Annotated in this window: 15 protein-coding genes; 4 read left to right on the top strand and 11 right to left on the bottom strand. The window is 72.1% G+C overall.

From position 1 onward, the window contains the following. Positions 1-129 precede the first annotated feature (129 nt). The 6 genes from ABT114_RS13520 to allB form a co-directional block, all read right to left on the bottom strand. Complete coding sequence (locus ABT114_RS13520) at positions 130-1,320, bottom strand: cytochrome P450 family protein (RefSeq protein ID WP_351141906.1); 1,191 nt, start codon at positions 1,318-1,320, stop codon at positions 130-132. Positions 1,321-1,639: 319 nt separating this feature from the next. Then, complete coding sequence (locus ABT114_RS13515) at positions 1,640-2,026, bottom strand: guanyl-specific ribonuclease (protein ID WP_351141904.1); 387 nt, start codon at positions 2,024-2,026, stop codon at positions 1,640-1,642. Positions 2,027-2,122: 96 nt separating this feature from the next. Next, complete coding sequence (locus ABT114_RS13510) at positions 2,123-2,749, bottom strand: dihydrofolate reductase family protein (RefSeq protein ID WP_351141902.1); 627 nt, start codon at positions 2,747-2,749, stop codon at positions 2,123-2,125. A 74-nt stretch (positions 2,750-2,823) separates the two neighbouring features. After that, positions 2,824-3,648 (bottom strand): AIM24 family protein, encoded by an 825-nt coding sequence (locus ABT114_RS13505; RefSeq protein ID WP_351141900.1) that lies wholly within the window; start codon positions 3,646-3,648, stop codon positions 2,824-2,826. Positions 3,649-3,774: 126 nt separating this feature from the next. Next, complete coding sequence (gene alc, locus ABT114_RS13500; protein WP_351141898.1) at positions 3,775-4,899, bottom strand: allantoicase; 1,125 nt, start codon at positions 4,897-4,899, stop codon at positions 3,775-3,777. A gap of 53 nt (positions 4,900-4,952) precedes the next feature. Next, positions 4,953-6,293, bottom strand: a complete 1,341-nt coding sequence (gene allB, locus ABT114_RS13495; protein WP_351141896.1) for an allantoinase AllB — start codon at positions 6,291-6,293, stop codon at positions 4,953-4,955. A 272-nt stretch (positions 6,294-6,565) separates the two neighbouring features. Here allB and ABT114_RS13490 point away from each other — a divergent pair, with 272 nt between their 5' ends. Further along, complete coding sequence (locus ABT114_RS13490; RefSeq protein ID WP_351141895.1) at positions 6,566-7,369, top strand: IclR family transcriptional regulator; 804 nt, start codon at positions 6,566-6,568, stop codon at positions 7,367-7,369. Between the two features lie 24 nt (positions 7,370-7,393). Here the strand turns inward: ABT114_RS13490 and ABT114_RS13485 are convergent, their stop codons facing one another. Together ABT114_RS13485 and ABT114_RS13480 are read right to left on the bottom strand one after the other, a co-directional pair. Further along, the gene (locus tag ABT114_RS13485; RefSeq protein ID WP_351141894.1) at positions 7,394-7,681 is read right to left on the bottom strand and encodes a DUF5955 family protein; all 288 of its coding nucleotides are present in this window, start codon (positions 7,679-7,681) and stop codon (positions 7,394-7,396) included. Between the two features lie 349 nt (positions 7,682-8,030). Further along, positions 8,031-9,833, bottom strand: a complete 1,803-nt coding sequence (locus ABT114_RS13480; RefSeq protein WP_351141892.1) for a serine/threonine-protein kinase — start codon at positions 9,831-9,833, stop codon at positions 8,031-8,033. A gap of 154 nt (positions 9,834-9,987) precedes the next feature. Between ABT114_RS13480 and ABT114_RS13475 the strand changes: the two genes are divergently transcribed. Together ABT114_RS13475 and aceB are read left to right on the top strand one after the other, a co-directional pair. After that, positions 9,988-10,575 (top strand): nucleotidyltransferase family protein, encoded by a 588-nt coding sequence (locus tag ABT114_RS13475; RefSeq protein ID WP_351141890.1) that lies wholly within the window; start codon positions 9,988-9,990, stop codon positions 10,573-10,575. A 187-nt stretch (positions 10,576-10,762) separates the two neighbouring features. Continuing rightward, entirely contained in the window at positions 10,763-12,388 is a 1,626-nt protein-coding gene (gene aceB / locus ABT114_RS13470; protein ID WP_351141889.1) for a malate synthase A, read from the top strand. Positions 12,389-12,410: 22 nt separating this feature from the next. On the opposite strand, the gene ABT114_RS13465 is transcribed toward aceB, so the two are convergent. Genes ABT114_RS13465 through ABT114_RS13455 form a run of 3 tightly spaced genes read right to left on the bottom strand, consistent with a single transcriptional unit; the run spans position 12,411 to position 15,168 of the window. After that, positions 12,411-12,686 carry an Rdx family protein gene (locus ABT114_RS13465; RefSeq protein ID WP_351141887.1) on the bottom strand — a complete coding sequence of 92 codons (276 nt, stop codon included), beginning with the start codon at positions 12,684-12,686 and terminating at the stop codon, positions 12,411-12,413. Further along, entirely contained in the window at positions 12,683-13,597 is a 915-nt protein-coding gene (locus tag ABT114_RS13460; RefSeq protein WP_351141885.1) for a HipA family kinase, read from the bottom strand. The genes ABT114_RS13465 and ABT114_RS13460 overlap by 4 nt, the downstream gene beginning before the upstream one ends. A gap of 23 nt (positions 13,598-13,620) precedes the next feature. Beyond that, positions 13,621-15,168 carry an IucA/IucC family protein gene (locus ABT114_RS13455; protein WP_502988315.1) on the bottom strand — a complete coding sequence of 516 codons (1,548 nt, stop codon included), beginning with the start codon at positions 15,166-15,168 and terminating at the stop codon, positions 13,621-13,623. 93 nt (positions 15,169-15,261) lie between these two features. Here ABT114_RS13455 and ABT114_RS13450 point away from each other — a divergent pair, with 93 nt between their 5' ends. Further along, positions 15,262-16,767, top strand: coding sequence for an IucA/IucC family protein (locus ABT114_RS13450; RefSeq protein WP_351141883.1), 1,506 nt, complete (start codon positions 15,262-15,264; stop codon positions 16,765-16,767). Positions 16,768-16,774: the final 7 nt, after the last annotated feature.

The following is a 16,774-nucleotide window of genomic DNA, read 5'->3' as shown; positions in this document are numbered from 1 at the left end:
GGCCCGCCGATCACAGCCCGCCGATCACAGCCCGCCGATCACAGCCCGTCGATCACAGCTCGCCGATCCAGCTCGCAGATCACAGCCGGCCGGGGCCACCAGCGCATCGGGGCTACGAACGCACCAGGGCTACCAACGGACCGGCAGGCTGCGCACGCCGCGCATCAGCATCCCCGGCAGCCACTCGCCCGCCGGGCCGGCGAGGGCGAGGCCAGGGGCGCGCTCCAGCAGGGACCGTATCGCCGTACGCGCTTCGATGCGGGCCAGTGGGGCGCCCAGGCAGTAGTGCAGGCCGTGGCCGAAGGCGAGGTGACCGCGGGCGTCACGGTGGATGTCGAAGCGGTCCGGGGCGGGGAAACGGTCCGGGTCCCGGTCGGCGGCGGTGAGCCCGATCATCACCGGCTCACCCTTCTCGATGCGCGTGCCGCCGATCTCCAGAGGCTCGGCAGCGAACCGGAACGTCGCGTTCTCCACGGGTCCCTCATGGCGCAGGGTCTCCTCGACCACGCCGTCGACGAGGCTCATGTCGGCGCGCAGGGCGGCGAGTTGACCGGGGTGCGTGAGCAGCGCGTGGACGGCGTTGGTGATGAGGTTGACGGTGGTCTCGTGGCCGGCGACGAGCAGGATGAAGGCCATGCCGCGCAGCTCGGAGGGCGAGAGTCGGTCGCCGTCCTCGGCTGTCGTGCGGATGAGGTCGCTGAGAAGGTCCTCGCCCGGTCCGGCGCAGCGCTTGTCCTCGATCAGGTCGCCGAGGTAGGCGGCGAGCCGGACGAAGGCGTCGTGCTCGTTCTCCAGGCTGGTGGGCGCGACCGCCTCCGTGGACAGCTTCCGGAACTCCGTACGGTCCATCTCGGGGACGCCGAGCAGCTCGCAGATCACCGTGATCGGCAGCGGGAACGAGAAGGACTCCACAAGGTCGGCGGAGCCGTGTGGCAGCATCGCGTCGAGCAGTTCGTCCGTGATCTCCTGGATCCTCGGCCGCAGCCGCTCCACTCGGCGCATGGTGAACGCGCGTGACACCAGCCCGCGCAGCCGTGTGTGCTCGGGCGGGTCGGCGACCAGCAGGTACTTGCCGATCAGCTCCTCGTCGAGGAACGTCGTTCCGATCTTGCTCGCGTCCTTCGACAGCCGAGTGTCGGCGAGCGCCGCGCGTGCCTCCTCGTACCCCACCACGAGCCAGGTCTCATACGCGTCGGGCGCGGGCAGCCGCACCCGGTGCACCGGACCTCGCTCACGCAGCCGCGCGTATGCCGGGTGCGGATCGGCCCGGAACCGGTCGCCGAACTCCCCCAGATCGATCACGTGCGTCGCGTCCGTCATCGGCTCTCCCCCTCACTGATGCTCCCGGTGCACCGACAACGCGCGGGCGGGGCGGTCAGTGCCCGGCGCGGCCGGCCTCTTCTTCGAGAGCCCGTCGGCCAGGCCGTACCGCAGACCTTCGACGCGACCACCGCGGGCGGGCCGGAGGCTTCCGTCGTAGGTGCCTCGCCCCGCGGCCGATGCATGTGGGGGGTCCGCGGGGCGAGGGTCTGGGGCGTGAAGCACTTACTGGAGTTGCTCGGAGGTCCGGCTGAGTGGGGGACGGACCTCCGGCCGGTCGCGCCGTTCCTGCGCGGTCAACCGTGATCGGACAGTCGGCTCAGCAGCCGTAGTTGATCAGGTTGAACGTGACGTAGTGGTCCGCGGTGTAGTAGTCCTCGTCGGTCTTCTCCCCGGTCACGATGCGGCGCGCTCCGCGCGTCGACGACCCGGGGGTCTTCACCGTGTACTCGTGGTAGTAGCCGGTCGACTGCGAGGGCAGGACACCCTCCCGGTTCTGGAAGACCGCCCCGTCCTGCGAGTACGGGAACGGCCCACCCTCCTCGATCAGTTCGAGCGTGTCGTACGCCTGGGACGGCAGCTTGGTGTAGCAGACGCTGCCGACCGCGGCGTGCGCCGTCGTGGCGGAGACGGTGCCGCCGACGAGGAGGGCGGACAGGACGGCGGCCGAGGCTCCGATGCGGGTGATTCGTGGGGGGAATCTCATGCCCACATGATGACGCGCGTAGACCGTGGCATGTCAATGACAACCCCGCAGATTCTCCCGTCAAGTCCCATGAGTTTTCGGGAAGTTAACCTGCGGCTAGCCGTTGTCCGGGAGTTCGTACGAGCCGTACTCCGGCCGTCCCGCGAAGTCGTACGTCTGGATGGAGACACCGGCGGCGGTGACGCGGCCGCCCACGTGCCGGAAGGCGGTCGGCACGGCACCCTCCGTGAACAGGCGCAGGCCGGTGCCGAGCACCACCGGGAAGGTCAGCAGATGGAGGGTGTCGACGAGGTCGAGCGCCAGCAGGGAGCCCACGAGGGCGCCGCTGCCGTGCACCTGGAGCTCGCCGTCGGTGCGCTCCTTGAGGACGGTGACCTCCTTGGCCAGGTCGCCGCTGACGACGGTGGTGCCGGCCCAGTCGGGGGCGGTGAGGGTCGAGGAGGCGACGTACTTCGGCAGCGCGTTCAGCTTGCCGGCGACCGGGTCGGCGGGATCGGTCACCTTCGGCCAGAACGAGGCGAAGATGTCGTACGTCCGGCGGCCGAGGAGGAACGCGCCGACGCCGTCGAAGACCTCGTTGATGAACCGGCCGAAGTCGTCGTCGCCGTACGGAAAGCTCCAGCCGCCGTGCTGGAAGCCGCCGCGGGTGTCCTCCTGCGGGCCGCCGGGCGCCTGGTAGACGCCGTCGAGGGTGACGAAGATCGTGGAGACCAGCTTGCCCATGGCGAGTGCCTGCTTCCTTGTGTGGGGTCTGCCGTCATCAGTGCAGACCCCACTGGCACCCGCAACTCATCGCCTCAACCGGCGTGGGTCGAGAACAGTCCGCCCGTCGGGCCCTGCTTGTCGCCGCCCTGGGCCTTCTTCAGGGCGTTGGCGAGGCTCTCGATGGTGAGGGACTGCAGGATGACGCGGCCGTTGCCCTCGAGCGTGGCCAGGGACAGGCCCTCGCCGCCGAAGACGGCGTTCATGATGCCCTGGCGGTTGAGACCGCCGACGCGCTGGACGCCGTACCGGATGCCCTCCTCGAAGGCGACGACGCAGCCGGTGTCGACCTCGATGCGGCCGCCGAAGTCGGCCGGGTTCAGGTCGATGAAGTTGCCCGCGCCGGCGATGATCACCGTGCCGCGGCCGGTGAACTTCTCCAGGACGAAGCCCTCGCCGCCGCTCATGCCGGTACGGCCGCCCTGAAAGGCGATGCCGAAGTCGACGGAGGACTCGGCGGCCACGAAGGCGTCCTTCTCCGCGAACCACGCGCGCGTGCCGTCGAGCTCCAGGGCACGCATCTCTCCGGGCAGCACACCGGCAAAGCCGACGGTGCCCTCGCCGCCCTGGGCGGTGAAGTACTGGAACGCCAGCGACTCGCCCGCGAGCGCGCGCTGGCCGACCTGCATGGCCGTCCCCATGGCCTGCCGCAGCAGTCCGCCCATGCCGCCGGAGCCGCCCGCGCCGCCGCCCTGCGACTGCCCGCCGCTGTTCGACGGGCCGCTCAGGCGGGTCTCCATGGTCACGTTCGTCGTCTTGAACAGGAACTTCCCAGCCTCGCAGTACACGGTCTGGCCGGGGTACAGGTTGACGACCGCCATCTGCATGGCGTTGCCGACGATCTCTTGCTTAAGGGTCACGAGGAGAGAACGCGGGAAGTGGAGGGAAGAGTTCCGACGAGTTTCGACCACGTCAGCCGGCGGGGCCGCCCGCCGCGGGGGCGCGCCGGTGCTGTCCGGCCGGCGTGCCCCACGCGCGTGTGGGTGTCAGCCGCCCAGCTCCTGGTGGCGGGCCGCGAGGCGGTTCGCGCCCTCCTCCGTCAGGGAGCCGAACAGGCGCAGCCGGGAGATGCCGCCGTCCGGGAAGATGTCCACGCGCGCGTGCGTGCCGACGGCGGGGGCCGGCAGGACGAAGCGGTGGTTGGTGTCGGGCTGGAGGCGGGTGCGGGGGAGGATCTCGCGCCAGTCGCCGGCCCCGTCCTCATCGACGTCCTTCACCGACACCGACGCCCAGCCGGCGCTGTTGCCCTTCAGGTACGCGGTGTCGATCTCGATGGCGCGGATCTGGGACTGGGCCGCCAGCCGGTAGCGGATCCAGTCGTTGCCCTGGTCGCGGCGGCGGCGGGTCTCCCAGCCGTCGTCCATCTTGCGGGAACGGCCCGGCTGGATGGTGTTCGTCGCCGGGGAGTAGAAGAGGTTCGACGCGTCCTCGGCCCGGCCGCCGTTCTCCAGGGCGACCACGTCGAAGGTGCCGAGGACCGCCAGCCACTCGGGGTCGGGCACGACCTCGCCGTACACCCGCAGGCGCGCGATGCCGCCGTCGGGGTGCTGGTTGACGCGCAGGTGGGTGAAGCGCTGTTCGACCGAGACGGCGAAGCCGTTGGCGGCGTGGCCGCCGACCGGTGTGCGCGGGACCAGCGTCGTCCACTTCACGTCGTCGGAGAGGAGCTCCTCCGGGGACGGGGAGCCCGCCACCGAGGTGCCCTCGACCGACACCGCCTGGGGGTAGTTGCCGCGGAAGTGGGCCGTGTCGACGACGATGCCCCGTACGACGCCCGGGGCGCCGAGGCGGACCAGCGCCCAGTCGTGGTCCTCCGCCGTCGGCCACGGGTGCTCGGCCGAGGCGCCGCGCCGGCGGCGCGTCTCCCAGCCGTCCATGATCTTACCCTTGTGCCCGAAGTGCTCGGGGTCGAACTCGGCCGGCCCGGGCAGCAACAGGTTCTCGCGCTGGGCGAAGAACTCGTCGTTGGCGGCGATGACACCGGCGCCGAGCTGCCGGTCGGCGAGGTTGGCGTGGTGGGTGAAGGGGAAGTCGGCGGTGCGGTAGTCCGCATAGGGATCGCCGCCTCCGTAGGGGTTCGCGTCGCCGGTGAAAGTCGGAGTCGCCGTCACGGTGATCAGGGGTTCCTTTCGAGAGTCGGCCGCTGCGGGTGCGGGGGGGTGGATCAGGGGGTGCGGGTGAGGAGGCGGCCCTTCGGCTCGGTGAACTCGCCGTCCGCGACGATGCGTTCGCCGCGCAGCCAGGTGGACCTCACGACGCCGTACAGGGTCCGGCCCGCGTACGCGGTGACGCGGTTGCGGTGCTGGAGGGCCGCCGGATCCACGGTGAAGGCCTCGTCGGGCGCGAGCACGGCGAAGTCGGCGTCGCGGCCCGCCGCGATGGCGCCCTTGCGATCGTCCAGCCCCACCAGCTGTGCCGTACGCGTGGACATCCAGCGGACGACGTCCTCGAGGCCGTGGCCGCGCTCGCGGGCCGCGGTCCAGACCGCCGCCAGGCTCAGCTGGAGGCCGGAGATGCCGCCCCAGGCGGTGGCGAAGTCGTCGGTCTTCAGGTCGGCCGTCGACGGCGAGTGGTCGGTGACCACGCAGTCGATCGTGCCGTCCGCGAGCGCCTGCCACAGCAGGTCCTGGTTGGCGGCCTCGCGGATGGGCGGGCAGCACTTGAACTCGCTGGCACCGTCGGGGACTTCCTCCGCGGTCAGGGTCAGGTAGTGCGGGCAGGTCTCGACGGTGATGCGTACGCCCTCGGCCTTGGCGGCGGCGATCAGCGGGAGTGCGTCGCTCGACGACAGGTGCAGGACGTGCACGCGCGCGTGGAGGCGCTTCGCCTGGGCGATGAGGCCTGCGACGGCGGTGTCCTCGGCGTCGCGCGGGCGGGAGGCGAGGAAGTCGGCGTACCTGGGGCCGGCGTGCTGTGGGGCGGCGTCGAGGTGGTGCGGGTCCTCGGCGTGCACGATCAGCAGGCCGCCGAACCCGGCGATCTCCGCGAGCGACTGCGCGAGCCGGTCCTGGTCGAGGTGCGGGAACTCCTCCACGCCCGACGGCGACAGGAACGCCTTGAAGCCGAAGACGCCGGCGTCGTGCAGCGGGCCCAGGTCCTTGATGTTGTCGGGCAGGGCGCCGCCCCAGAAGCCGACGTCGATGTGCGCCTTGTCGGCAGCGACCTGCTGCTTCGTACGGAGGTTGTCGACGGTCGTCGTCGGCGGGAGGGAGTTGAGCGGCATGTCGACGAGGGTGGTGATGCCGCCGGCCGCCGCCGCGCGCGTGGCGGTCCAGAAGCCCTCCCACTCGGTGCGACCGGGGTCGTTGACGTGCACGTGGGTGTCGACCAGGCCGGGCAGCAGGACGTCGTCGCCGAAGTCCTCCAGGCGGGCCGAGGACGGCACCTCGGCGTCGTACGGCAGTACGGCCGTGATCTTCCCGGCGGAGACCGCGACCGAGGCGGCGCGCGTCCCTTCCGGAGTGATGACGCGCGTCGAGCGCAGCACCAGTTCAGCGTCGGACACCCGGACCCCTCTCTCTGCCGCCGTTTACTTCCGAGACACGGGGATTTACTTCCATGTCACGGAATTCAACGTTCTGTTGAAGGAGTCTTCACTCCCACCCTCGCGCCGTCAAGAGCACACTTCTCCACAGTGCATCGGACGCGACCACTCTGGACATTTCCGCAAAGTGGAATTAGAATTCCATTAGGCAGAACGTAGCTACCGCACAAGCGGGGAGTCAACCGACCGCCGGGTAGGCTGCTGCTTCCCCTGCCACGCGAAAGGAACGCGCCGTGCCGACGTCCAGCGCCAGCACCACCGACTCCGCCAAGTCCGCCAGTGGTGGGGTCCAGTCACTGGAGCGCGCCTTCGACCTGCTGGAGCGGATGGCGGACGCGGGCGGCGAGGTCGGGCTGAGCGAGCTCTCCGCGACCAGCGGGCTGCCGCTGCCGACCATCCACCGCCTCATGCGCACCCTGGTGGCCTGCGGTTACGTACGCCAGCAGGCCAACCGCCGGTACGCGCTCGGCCCGCGCCTGATCCGCCTCGGCGAGTCCGCCTCCCGGCTGCTCGGCACCTGGGCGCGCCCCTACCTCGCCCGCCTGGTCGAGGAGACCGGCGAGACGGCGAACATGGCGCTGCTCGACGGGGACGAGATCGTATACGTGGCACAGGTGCCGTCGAAGCACTCGATGCGCATGTTCACCGAGGTCGGCCGACGCGTCCTGCCGCACTCCACGGGCGTGGGCAAGGCGCTGCTCGCCGGCTTCCCGGACAACGAGGTACGCGCCCTGCTCGCCCGGACCGGCATGCCCGCGGCGACGGAGAAGACGATCGTCACGCCCGAGGGCTTCCTCGCGGCGCTGGAGGACGTGCGGCGCGCCGGGTACGCGGTCGACGACAACGAACAGGAGATCGGCGTGCGCTGCCTCGCGGTCTCCGTGCCGGACTCCCCCACCGCCGCCGCGATCTCGATCTCCGGCCCGGCGGGCCGGGTCACGGAGGCGGCGACGGAGAAGATCGTGCCGGTGCTCCAGCAGGTCGCCGGTGAACTGTCGGAAGCCCTGGCCAGCTCGGGCGGCGGCAACGGCGCGTAACCCCTGCCGGAAATGCGCCGGACGTCAGCGGCGCGGGGGCTCACCGAAGAGCTCCACCGCCGCGCGGACGTCCGACAACCCCTGCGCCAGGGCGCTGACCGAGCCGATGGCGCCCGCGATCAGCAGCAGCGAGCGGCGCAGGTGCGGTATCTCGGGGGCGCCCCCGAGAGCCATGGCGTTCAGTGCGGCGAGCTCCTCCTCGGCGATGCCCCGGTCGGGGAACTCGGCAGGGTGAGCGGCGAGTTCGCGGCGCAGCCGGGACACGGCGGAGCGCAGCTCCGTCACCCGCGGATCCTTCTCGCTCCCGGTCACAGGCCTCTGCTCCACACTCCGCAACGCAGTCCTCCCCCTCGCACGTCGTTGTGCGCGTTCCGTTCTGCTGCATGCCCCGCACCGGGCGCTGGTCGTGCGCCCGGCCGGTCGGTGCGGGCGCCCAGTTAACGCCACGCGGGCCCGCGTACGCCAGTCCGGTGCGTCGTCAACTTCCTTGCACCACAGGGCCGTCGTACGGCTGCCGCAGGGCTGAGCGCTCCGCTGGAAGCGCGATGACGAACCCGCGGGCCGGTGGAGGCTGGTCGCGCCCACGCGGCGGAGCCGCATACCGACACAGCCCCGCGCCCCTTACGGGGCGCGATACCGCACCGGACTTCGCCAAGGCTGCTCAGAGCGCGCCGCGCCACACCTTCACGTCGAGGGTGACGTAGCGGCTCGGGTCGGAGTCGGGTGAGAGCCCCTGGTAGGTGACGAGGCCGACGTCCCCGGCGTCGGTGAGGACGCAGATCTGCTGCCCCTTGGAGAGGCTGTTGGTGCTCACGCTGGAGGCGTAGCGGGTCTCCGTGCGGCAGGTCTCCAGCGTGCCCGCCTCCGAACGGGAGAGCAGGATGAGCCGGCCGTCCGTCTGGATCGAGTCCGACTGCCAGCTGTAGCCGACATCGCTCTCCGAGTCGTCCCCGACCGGCCTGAGCGCGTCGTCGGTGAACGTCAGGTGGTAGCTGTCGACGACGTTGACGCCCTTCTTGTCGAGGTCCGGTGCCGCCCCCGCGTCGACGGTGCTGCTCGGCGATCCGGTCGACTCGGGAGTCTCATCGTCAGTCCCCTGTCCGTCGTCGCCACTGGGCGTCGCGCTCGGGGTCGTGTCCTGTCCCGCCGGGCTCGCGGTGTCCCCGGCGCCCTGAGCCGACTGCGTGCCCTTGTCCCCTCCGTCGTCCTTGGTCAGGACGTACGCCGTCCCGGCCCCCGCCGCCGCGAAGACGAGGATCCCGGCCACCACGGTCGCGACGAGGCGGCCCCTCCGGCGCGCCGGAGCGGCCGCGGGAACGGGCGAGGTCACGGCCACCGACGGCTGGGTCGGCATCTGGGGCACGGGGGCGGGCGGCGCGGTGGGGGGCCACGGCGCGGCGGCCGGGCCGAAGCCCGGCGGGGGCGTGGTCGGGGTGGAGGCCTGTGTCGGCACGTAGCCGGCCGGCGGCGCGGACGGTACGGCGGGAGCCGTGGACGGCGCCGGCGGCACGGCCGGCGCCGTGGGCGGTGCGAGCGGCGGGGCCGGGGCGGCCACTCGGGAGGTGATGTCCGCGGCGACCGCGCTGGGCAGCCACTCCTCCGGGCGGCGCAGGGCCGTCTCCGCGTTGGCCGCCTGGCACAGCGTGATGACATCCATGACGGAGGGCCGGGCCGCGGGGTCCTTGGCGAGGCAACGGGTCACCAGCTCCCGCACCTCCTCGGGCAGCGCGGTCAGCTCGGGGTCCTCGTGGACGATCCGGTACAGCACGCCGTGACCGGTGCCCTCGCCGAACGCGGGCGTGCCGAGGGCCGCGTAGGCGGCGACCTGGCCGAGCGCGAACACGTCGGTCGCCGCGGTGACCTCCCGTCCCGCCGCCTGCTCGGGCGCCATGAAGGACGGGGTGCCGACGGTGACGCCGCTGCTCGTCAGCGAGGTCGCGTCCGCCGCCCGCGCGATGCCGAAGTCGATCACTCGGGGACCGTCGGAGGCCAGCAGCACGTTCGACGGCTTGAGGTCGCGGTGCACGATGCCGGCGCCGTGGATGACGTGCAGCGCCTCCGCGATCCCGGCGACGAGGAGCAGCACCGTGGGCACCGGCAGGGGCCCGTGCGCGCCGACCGCGTCGGCGAGCGAGGGACCGGGAACGTAGGCCGTGGCGAGCCAGGGTCGCGCCCCGTCCGTGTCGGCGTCGATCACGGGCGCGGTGTAGAGGCCCTGGACCCGCTGTGCGGCGTCGACCTCGTGCTTGAAGCGGCGCCGGAACTCGGGGTCCTCACTGAACTCCGGCCGGATCACCTTGACCGCGACGGCCCTGCCGCCGGGCGTGTACGACAGATAGACCTTGCCCATGCCGCCCGCACCGAGCCGCGCGGAGATCCGGTATCCGGCGACCGCATCGGGGTCCCCCGTCTCCAGCGGCTTGAAGACTCCCTCGTTCGCCGCCGCGTTCCCTGCCGAGTCCAACTCGCGCTCCCCAGTGCCCACTTCGCCCCCGGTCTTCGTATGGCGTCATCCAACCCCATGCGCCGCTCCGGCCACCACCCGCACGATGCGGTATGCAGGGTCCATGACGACACCTGAGACGACTCGGGAGACGCCCACGGTTGCGACTCGGGAGATGCCCGCGGTTGCGGGACTGCTGCTCGCCGCGGGCGGCGGACGGCGGCTCGGCGGCCGGCCCAAGGCACTGCTCACGCATCGGGGGCGGCCGCTGGTGGAGCATGCGGTGGCGGTGCTGCGTGCGGCCGGGTGCGACCGCGTCCACGTGGTCCTGGGGGCACAGGCGGCCGCCGTACGGAAGCGGTCGGAGCTCGGCGACTGCGTACTGGTGGACAACCCGGACTGGGAGCAGGGCATGGGCACCTCACTGCGGGCCGGACTCGACTCGCTCACCGGGACGGGCGTACGGGCGGCGCTGGTCTCGCTGGTCGACCAGCCCGGCATCGGCGCGGAGGCGGTGGGGCGGGTCCTGGCCGAGTTCCGGGACGGGACGTCCCTGGTCTCGGCCGCCTACGAGGGCGTGCGCGGCCATCCCGTCCTGTTCGGCGCCGACCACTGGGCGGGCATCGCCGCGACTGCGACCGGGGACCGGGGGGCACGCGTCTATCTGCGGGACCACGCGGAGGCGATCACGCTCGTCGAGTGCGGGGACGTGGCCCGGCCGTACGACATCGACACGGAAGCCGACCTGGTCCACCTCGAGTGAGCGGGGTGGCACCGAGCGCCACCTTGCCTCGACTCGGAGAATCTCGACATCAACAAAACATTGAACTTCCACCATGAGGAAACTATTATCCACTGTTCAGAAGCGCCTGCCCGCTCTTCGGGCGCTCCTTGCCCTACCCGGGTCGCCTGGCACCCGGTGCCACGCTCGCTGAAGGAAGTGACAGCTCATGTCCGCACCAGCGCCGTCCCCGCTGGCCATCGTCGACGCCGAGCCCCTGCCCCGGCAGGATGAGGTTCTCACCGACGCTGCGCTCGCCTTCGTGGCCGAGCTGCACCGGCGTTTCACGCCGCGCCGCGACGAGCTCCTCGCCCGTCGAGCGGAGCGCCGCGCCGAGATCGCCCGCACCTCCACGCTCGACTTCCTCCCGGAGACCGCCGCCGTCCGCGCGGACGACTCCTGGAAGGTGGCCCCGGCCCCCGCGGCCCTGAACGACCGCCGGGTGGAGATCACCGGCCCCACCGACCGCAAGATGACCATCAACGCCCTCAACTCGGGCGCCAAGGTCTGGCTCGCCGACTTCGAGGACGCCTCCGCGCCCACCTGGGAGAACGTCGTCCTCGGCCAGCTCAACCTGAGCGACGCCTACACCCGGAACATCGACTTCACGGACGAGCGCAGCGGAAAGTCGTACGCCCTGAAGGCCGATGCCGAACTCGCCACCGTCGTCATGCGCCCGCGCGGCTGGCACCTGAACGAGCGTCACCTCGTCGACGCCGACGGCCGCCCGGTCCCCGGCGCCCTCGTCGACTTCGGCCTGTACTTCTTCCACAACGCGCAGCGCCTGCTCGACCTCGGCAAGGGCCCGTACTTCTACCTCCCGAAGACGGAGTCGCACCTGGAGGCCCGCCTCTGGAACGACGTCTTCGTCTTCGCGCAGGACTACGTCGGCATCCCCCAGGGCACCGTCCGCGCCACCGTCCTCATCGAGACGATCACGGCGGCGTACGAGATGGAGGAGATCCTCTACGAACTCCGCGAGCACGCCTCCGGGCTGAACGCCGGCCGGTGGGACTACCTGTTCTCCATCGTCAAGAACTTCCGTGACGGCGGGGCGAAGTTCGTGCTCCCGGACCGCAACGCCGTGACGATGACAGCCCCGTTCATGCGGGCGTACACCGAACTCCTCGTCCGCACCTGCCACAAGCGCGGCGCGCACGCGATCGGCGGCATGGCGGCGTTCATTCCGTCGCGGCGCGACGAGGAGGTCAACAAGGTCGCCTTCGAGAAGGTCAAGGCGGACAAGGACCGCGAGGCGAACGACGGTTTCGACGGGTCGTGGGTGGCCCACCCGGACCTGGTGCCGATCGCCATGGCGTCCTTCGACGCTGTGCTCGGCGACCGGCCGAACCAGAAGGACCGGCTGCGCGAGGACGTCGACGTCAAGGCGGCCGACCTGATCGCCGTCGATTCACTGCACGCCAAGCCGACGTACAGCGGGCTGGTCAACGCCGTCCAGGTCGGCATCCGCTACATCGAGGCCTGGCTGCGCGGCCTCGGCGCGGTCGCGATCTTCAACTTGATGGAGGACGCGGCCACCGCCGAGATCTCCCGCTCGCAGATCTGGCAGTGGATCAACGCGGGCGTCGAGTTCGAGAACGGCGAGAAGGCCACGCCGGAGCTGGCCCGCAAGGTGGCGGCAAAGGAGCTGTCGAACATCCGCGCGGAGATCGGCGAGGAGGCGTTCGCGGCCGGCCACTGGCAGCAGGCCCACGACCTGCTGCTGACGGTCTCCCTCGACGAGGACTACGCGGACTTCCTGACGCTGCCCGCCTACGAGCAGCTCAAGGGCTGAACCCTCAGGACCCCAAGCACCCTCACCTGTCCGAGTGGCCCAGGGACTTCCCCGGGGCCACTCGGTCGCGGACGGCCTTCTTGACCTCCGTGGGCTCCGGGAAGCCCTGCTCGCGCCGGTCCCACACCACCTCGTCGTTCACGCGGACGACGAAGACCCCGCCCTTGCCCGGCTTCAGCGCCAGCTCGGTCAGCTCGGCCTCGAAGGTCGTCAGCAGCTCCTGCGCCAGCCAGGCGGCTCGCGGCAGCCAGCGGCACTGGGTGCAGTACTCGATCTCCACGCGCTGGACGTCCGTCATCCCAGGTGCACCGACCAATCCTGTTCAGCGGCCGGCTTGCCGTGCAGGTCCGGGACCCGCTTGAGCCAGTTCGGCCGGCCTTCCTGTGTCTTCGCAGCCCGCCGGGCCTCCTCGGCGGCGAGCTCCTCCCGGCTGGGGAAGTCGGTGGGAAGCCAGGCCTCGGAGGCCCGCACGCGCGCGTGGAGGTGATCCACGTAGGCCGCGCGGGCGTCGCCGGGCGTGGCGAAGTCCGGCTCGCCGGCCAGCCAGGCGTCGGGGACCTCGGCGACGACCTCGCGCAGCAGTTCCTCGGTCACCCGGGGGGCCAGTTCGGCGTCGGCGGCCCGCACGTCGGGCCCGTAGTGGCCCAGGGCGTGGTGCCGGAAGTCGTACGCCTTCCCGGGTGCCGCGGCGTCCCAGCGGTGGTGGAACACGAGCGCGGCACCGTGGTCGATCAGCCACAGGCGCGGGGGCGCGGTCCCGAACGTGGGCCAGACCATCAGGTTGGAGCTGTGGATGGTGCGGTCGACGTTCACGGTCAGGGCGTCGAGCCAGACGATTCTGCCCGCCTCCAGCGGGTCGACGGGGAACGTCCTGGCCACCTCGGGCGTGAAGTCCTTCGCGCCCGGCAGGTAGTCCATGCCGAGGTTGACTCCCGCGCTGGCGTTCAGCAGGTCCCGGACCTCCTGGTGCGGTTCGTGCGCGGCGATCTCCGGGTCGAAGCGCACCAGGACCAGTTCGGGGAACCGCAGCCCGAGCGCGCGGGCCAGCTCACCGACGATCACCTCGGCGACCAGCGCCTTGCGGCCCTGCGCGGAGCCGGTGAACTTCACGACGTAGGTGCCCAGGTCGTCGGCCTCGACGACTCCCGGCACGGAGCCACCGGACCGCAGAGGGGTCACGTATCGAACAGCAGTCACATCGCGCAGCACACCGGCCAGGGTAAGCCAGCCGCTCACCCGGCCCCGGCCAGCGGGTTGGGCAGCGGCCGGTAGCGCGCGTCCGCGCCGTCCGCGCCCGTCCAGCGCAGCAGCAGGTTCGTCTTGCCGGGGAGGGTGGGCGAGACGAGCAGGGCCTCGATCTCGGGGAGGTCGTGGCGGGCGAGTTCCCGGCGGGCGGCGGGCCAGGGGTCGAGGCCGGGGTGGCGTTCGGCCAGGGCCCCGGCGAACTCGGTGAGGTGGTTGACGACCAGGCAGTACACCAGCCGCTCCCAGCCGGCCGCCCGGGACACGTCCGGCAGCAGCTTGACGCCCTCGGCGTCCCGGAACAGCGCCTGCACCGGCGTGCCGTCGGCGTCGACGGCGACCAGCGTGTTCTGCAGGTGTGCCTCCAGTACGACGCCGTGGTCGGCGAAGGCGGCGACGGCCGGGGGTACGACGGCGCCCAGGTACGCCTCCCACCAGGCCGCCGGGTCCGCCGCAGCGGCCGGCGGGCTGCCCGCGAAGCCCTCCACGAGGCCCGCGGCGAGCAGTGGCGTCGCGCCGGGGCGGACGTGGTCGCGCAGTCCGTCGCGGACCAGGACGGCCAGTTCCTCGAAGGCGAAGCCGGCGGTGCGGTAGCCGCGGTCGCTGAGCCAGGCCGCGGATCCGTCGGCCGACGCGAACGCGCGTGCGACCGCGGCGTCGGTGCGGCGCAGTTTCAGCAGGTCGTGGCGCCACAGCCGGCGGATGTCGTTGGTGATGCGGACGTCCAGGCTGAACTTCAGGAAGAGATCGCGCTCGGGGGCGTACAGCGTGCGTATCGCGGCCGTGGGCCAGGCCTCGGACGCGGTCGTGCCCAGCCGGATCAGACGGCCGTCGGCGAAGGCGGGGGCGAGCTCACGGCCGACGAGGTCAAGCTGCCAGGGGTGAGCGGGCAGCAGCCGGTAGCCGGTCGGGGCCTCGCCGAGGGAGTCGAGCGCCGAGGTGTCGCCGTCCTCGACGACCGTGTCCTCGCGCACGCCGAGCAGCACCAGCGGGAAGCGGGCGTGCGCCTCGGGGGCGTACGGCAGCCAGCCGGCGACCGGGCCGCCGCCGCGCGCCTTCGGGGCCGGGTGGTGGGGGTGGCCGGTGATCAGGGACTGCTCGGAGCGCAGGTAGAGGCCGTCGGGCGGGGTGGCGCGGGCGCGGGCGGTGAGCAGTGCGGCGACCGCGTCCCGGCTGTCGATCATCTCTGTGGGCAGTTCGTGGTTGGACAGGCCGGTGTGCCCGCGCAGCTCCTCGGCGACGAGTTTGACGAGCTCGGTGTGGCCGAGGCGGTGCCAGGCGCCCGCCGCGTGGACCTCGGGTTCGACGGGCCGCCGCGTCCCGCGCACGCGCAGCAGGCGCCCGCTGGGGAGCCGGTGGACCGGTCGCCGGCCGGGGGCGTCCAGCGGGCGGGCGACCTCGCGCAGCAGACAATTGAGCAGGGGCGCTGCCGCGTACGCGTCGGCCAGGTCGGCGATGTCGTCGAGCACCGCGGCGGCACCGTCGGGCGGTACGGCGTCGTCGTCGCCGGGCGAGGGCAGGAAGTCCACGCGATCCACTCGTTCCCTAACGGTCCAGTCGGGCGGAGACGATCAGTATCGCTGTCGTCACCGCCCGCCGTGACGCCCTACTCGTACCCGAGGAGCCCGTCCGTGTACCGACACCCCAGCGCCGAGGCCGAGGTCGCCGCCGAACTGGCCGCCGTGCGCTCCGACCTCGTGTCACGGTTCGCTGCCGAGCTGCCCGGTGCCCGGGCGGCGGTCCTGACCCGGCTGTGGCGCGCGCTGGCCCATGAGCCGCTGCCGTGGATCACGCACCGCGAACCCGGCGGCGACGGGCTCACCCTGCGCCTCTCCGACGGCCGCCGGCTGCACGGCCCGGCCCCGGACCCGTACGCCACTGCCGCGTACGTCACCGCCGTACGACTGGAGGAAGTGGCGTACGACCGTCCGGAGCTGCTGCTCACGGCGCTCGCCGTGCCGCACGGCGCGGCCTTCGCGGCCGAACTCGGCCACAGTGTGGCGTCGTTGGCGCTGTCCCGGGCCGGGCAGCCGGACCACACGGACGAGTGGCCCGCGAGCGAATGGGAGTGGGAGCAGCGGGTGGTCGACGGGCATCCGTTTCACCCCAACTGCCGTTCCCGGCCCGGCTTCTCGGTCGCCGAGCAGCTCGCGTACGGGCCCGAGCACCGGCCGCTGGTGGAGCTGGGGCTGGTGTCGGTGGCGGCCGACGAGTGCCTGGTGACGGGCGCGTGGCCGGGGTGGCTGCGGGACGGGGAGCGGGTGGTGCTGCCGGTGCATCCCTGGCAGCAGGCGCACGTGCTCAAGCGGGCGGGCGACGCCGGGCTCGCCGCGCATCCGCTGATGTCCCTGCGCACCCTCGCCCTGCCCGGCGGGCCGCACGTGAAGACGGCGCTCAGTGCCCGGCTGACGTCCTCGGTGCGGGACATCTCCGTCTCGTCGGTCTCGATGTCCGCGACCCTCTCGACGTTCGCGGAGGCACTGGCGGCGCGCACGGACGGCCTGCTGCACGTCACCCGCACGCTGGGCGCGGCCACGGCCCATTCGCCCGACCTGGCGGCCGTGCTGCGGGAGTCGCCGCAGGTGTTCGGGGCGCCGGGCGAGCACGTGGTGCCGGTGGCCGCCCTCGCCACCACGAAGCTGCCGCAGTCCCCCGGCTGGTCGGCCGAGTTCACGCGGCTCGCGCTCACGGTCGGGCTGCGCCTGCTGGAGCTGGGTGTCGCCCTGGAGGCGCACGGCCAGAACCTCCTCGTGGTGCTGTCGGAGACGGGCACCCCGCTACGGCTGGTCTACCGCGACCTCGCCGACATCCGCGTCAGCCCGCAGCGGCTGGCCCGGCACGGCATCCCGCTCCCCGAGCTGACCGGACGGATCGTCACGGACGATGTGACGACCCTGCGGCGCAAGCTGTTCGGTTCGCTGGTGGCGGGCGCGCTGGCCGGGACGGCCGGGTCGGCGGCCGCGCTGCGCGAGGCGCTCGATACAGCCGTACCGGATCTGGCCCGCACCCCGGACCTGGTGGCGCTGCTCGAAGAGCCGCTGCCGGCGAAGGCGTTGACGCTGATGCGGCTGTCGCCGGGGGTGGCCGGGGACCAGTGGGCGGAGCTGCCCAGTCCGTTCGGGACGGCCCCGTTCTGATGCGAGG

This window comes from Streptomyces sp. NPDC002088 (genome assembly GCF_040296605.1).
Lineage (GTDB): Bacteria > Actinomycetota > Actinomycetes > Streptomycetales > Streptomycetaceae > Streptomyces.
Note: the sequence above shows the minus strand (reverse complement) of the source record. Positions and strands in the feature narration are given on the sequence as shown.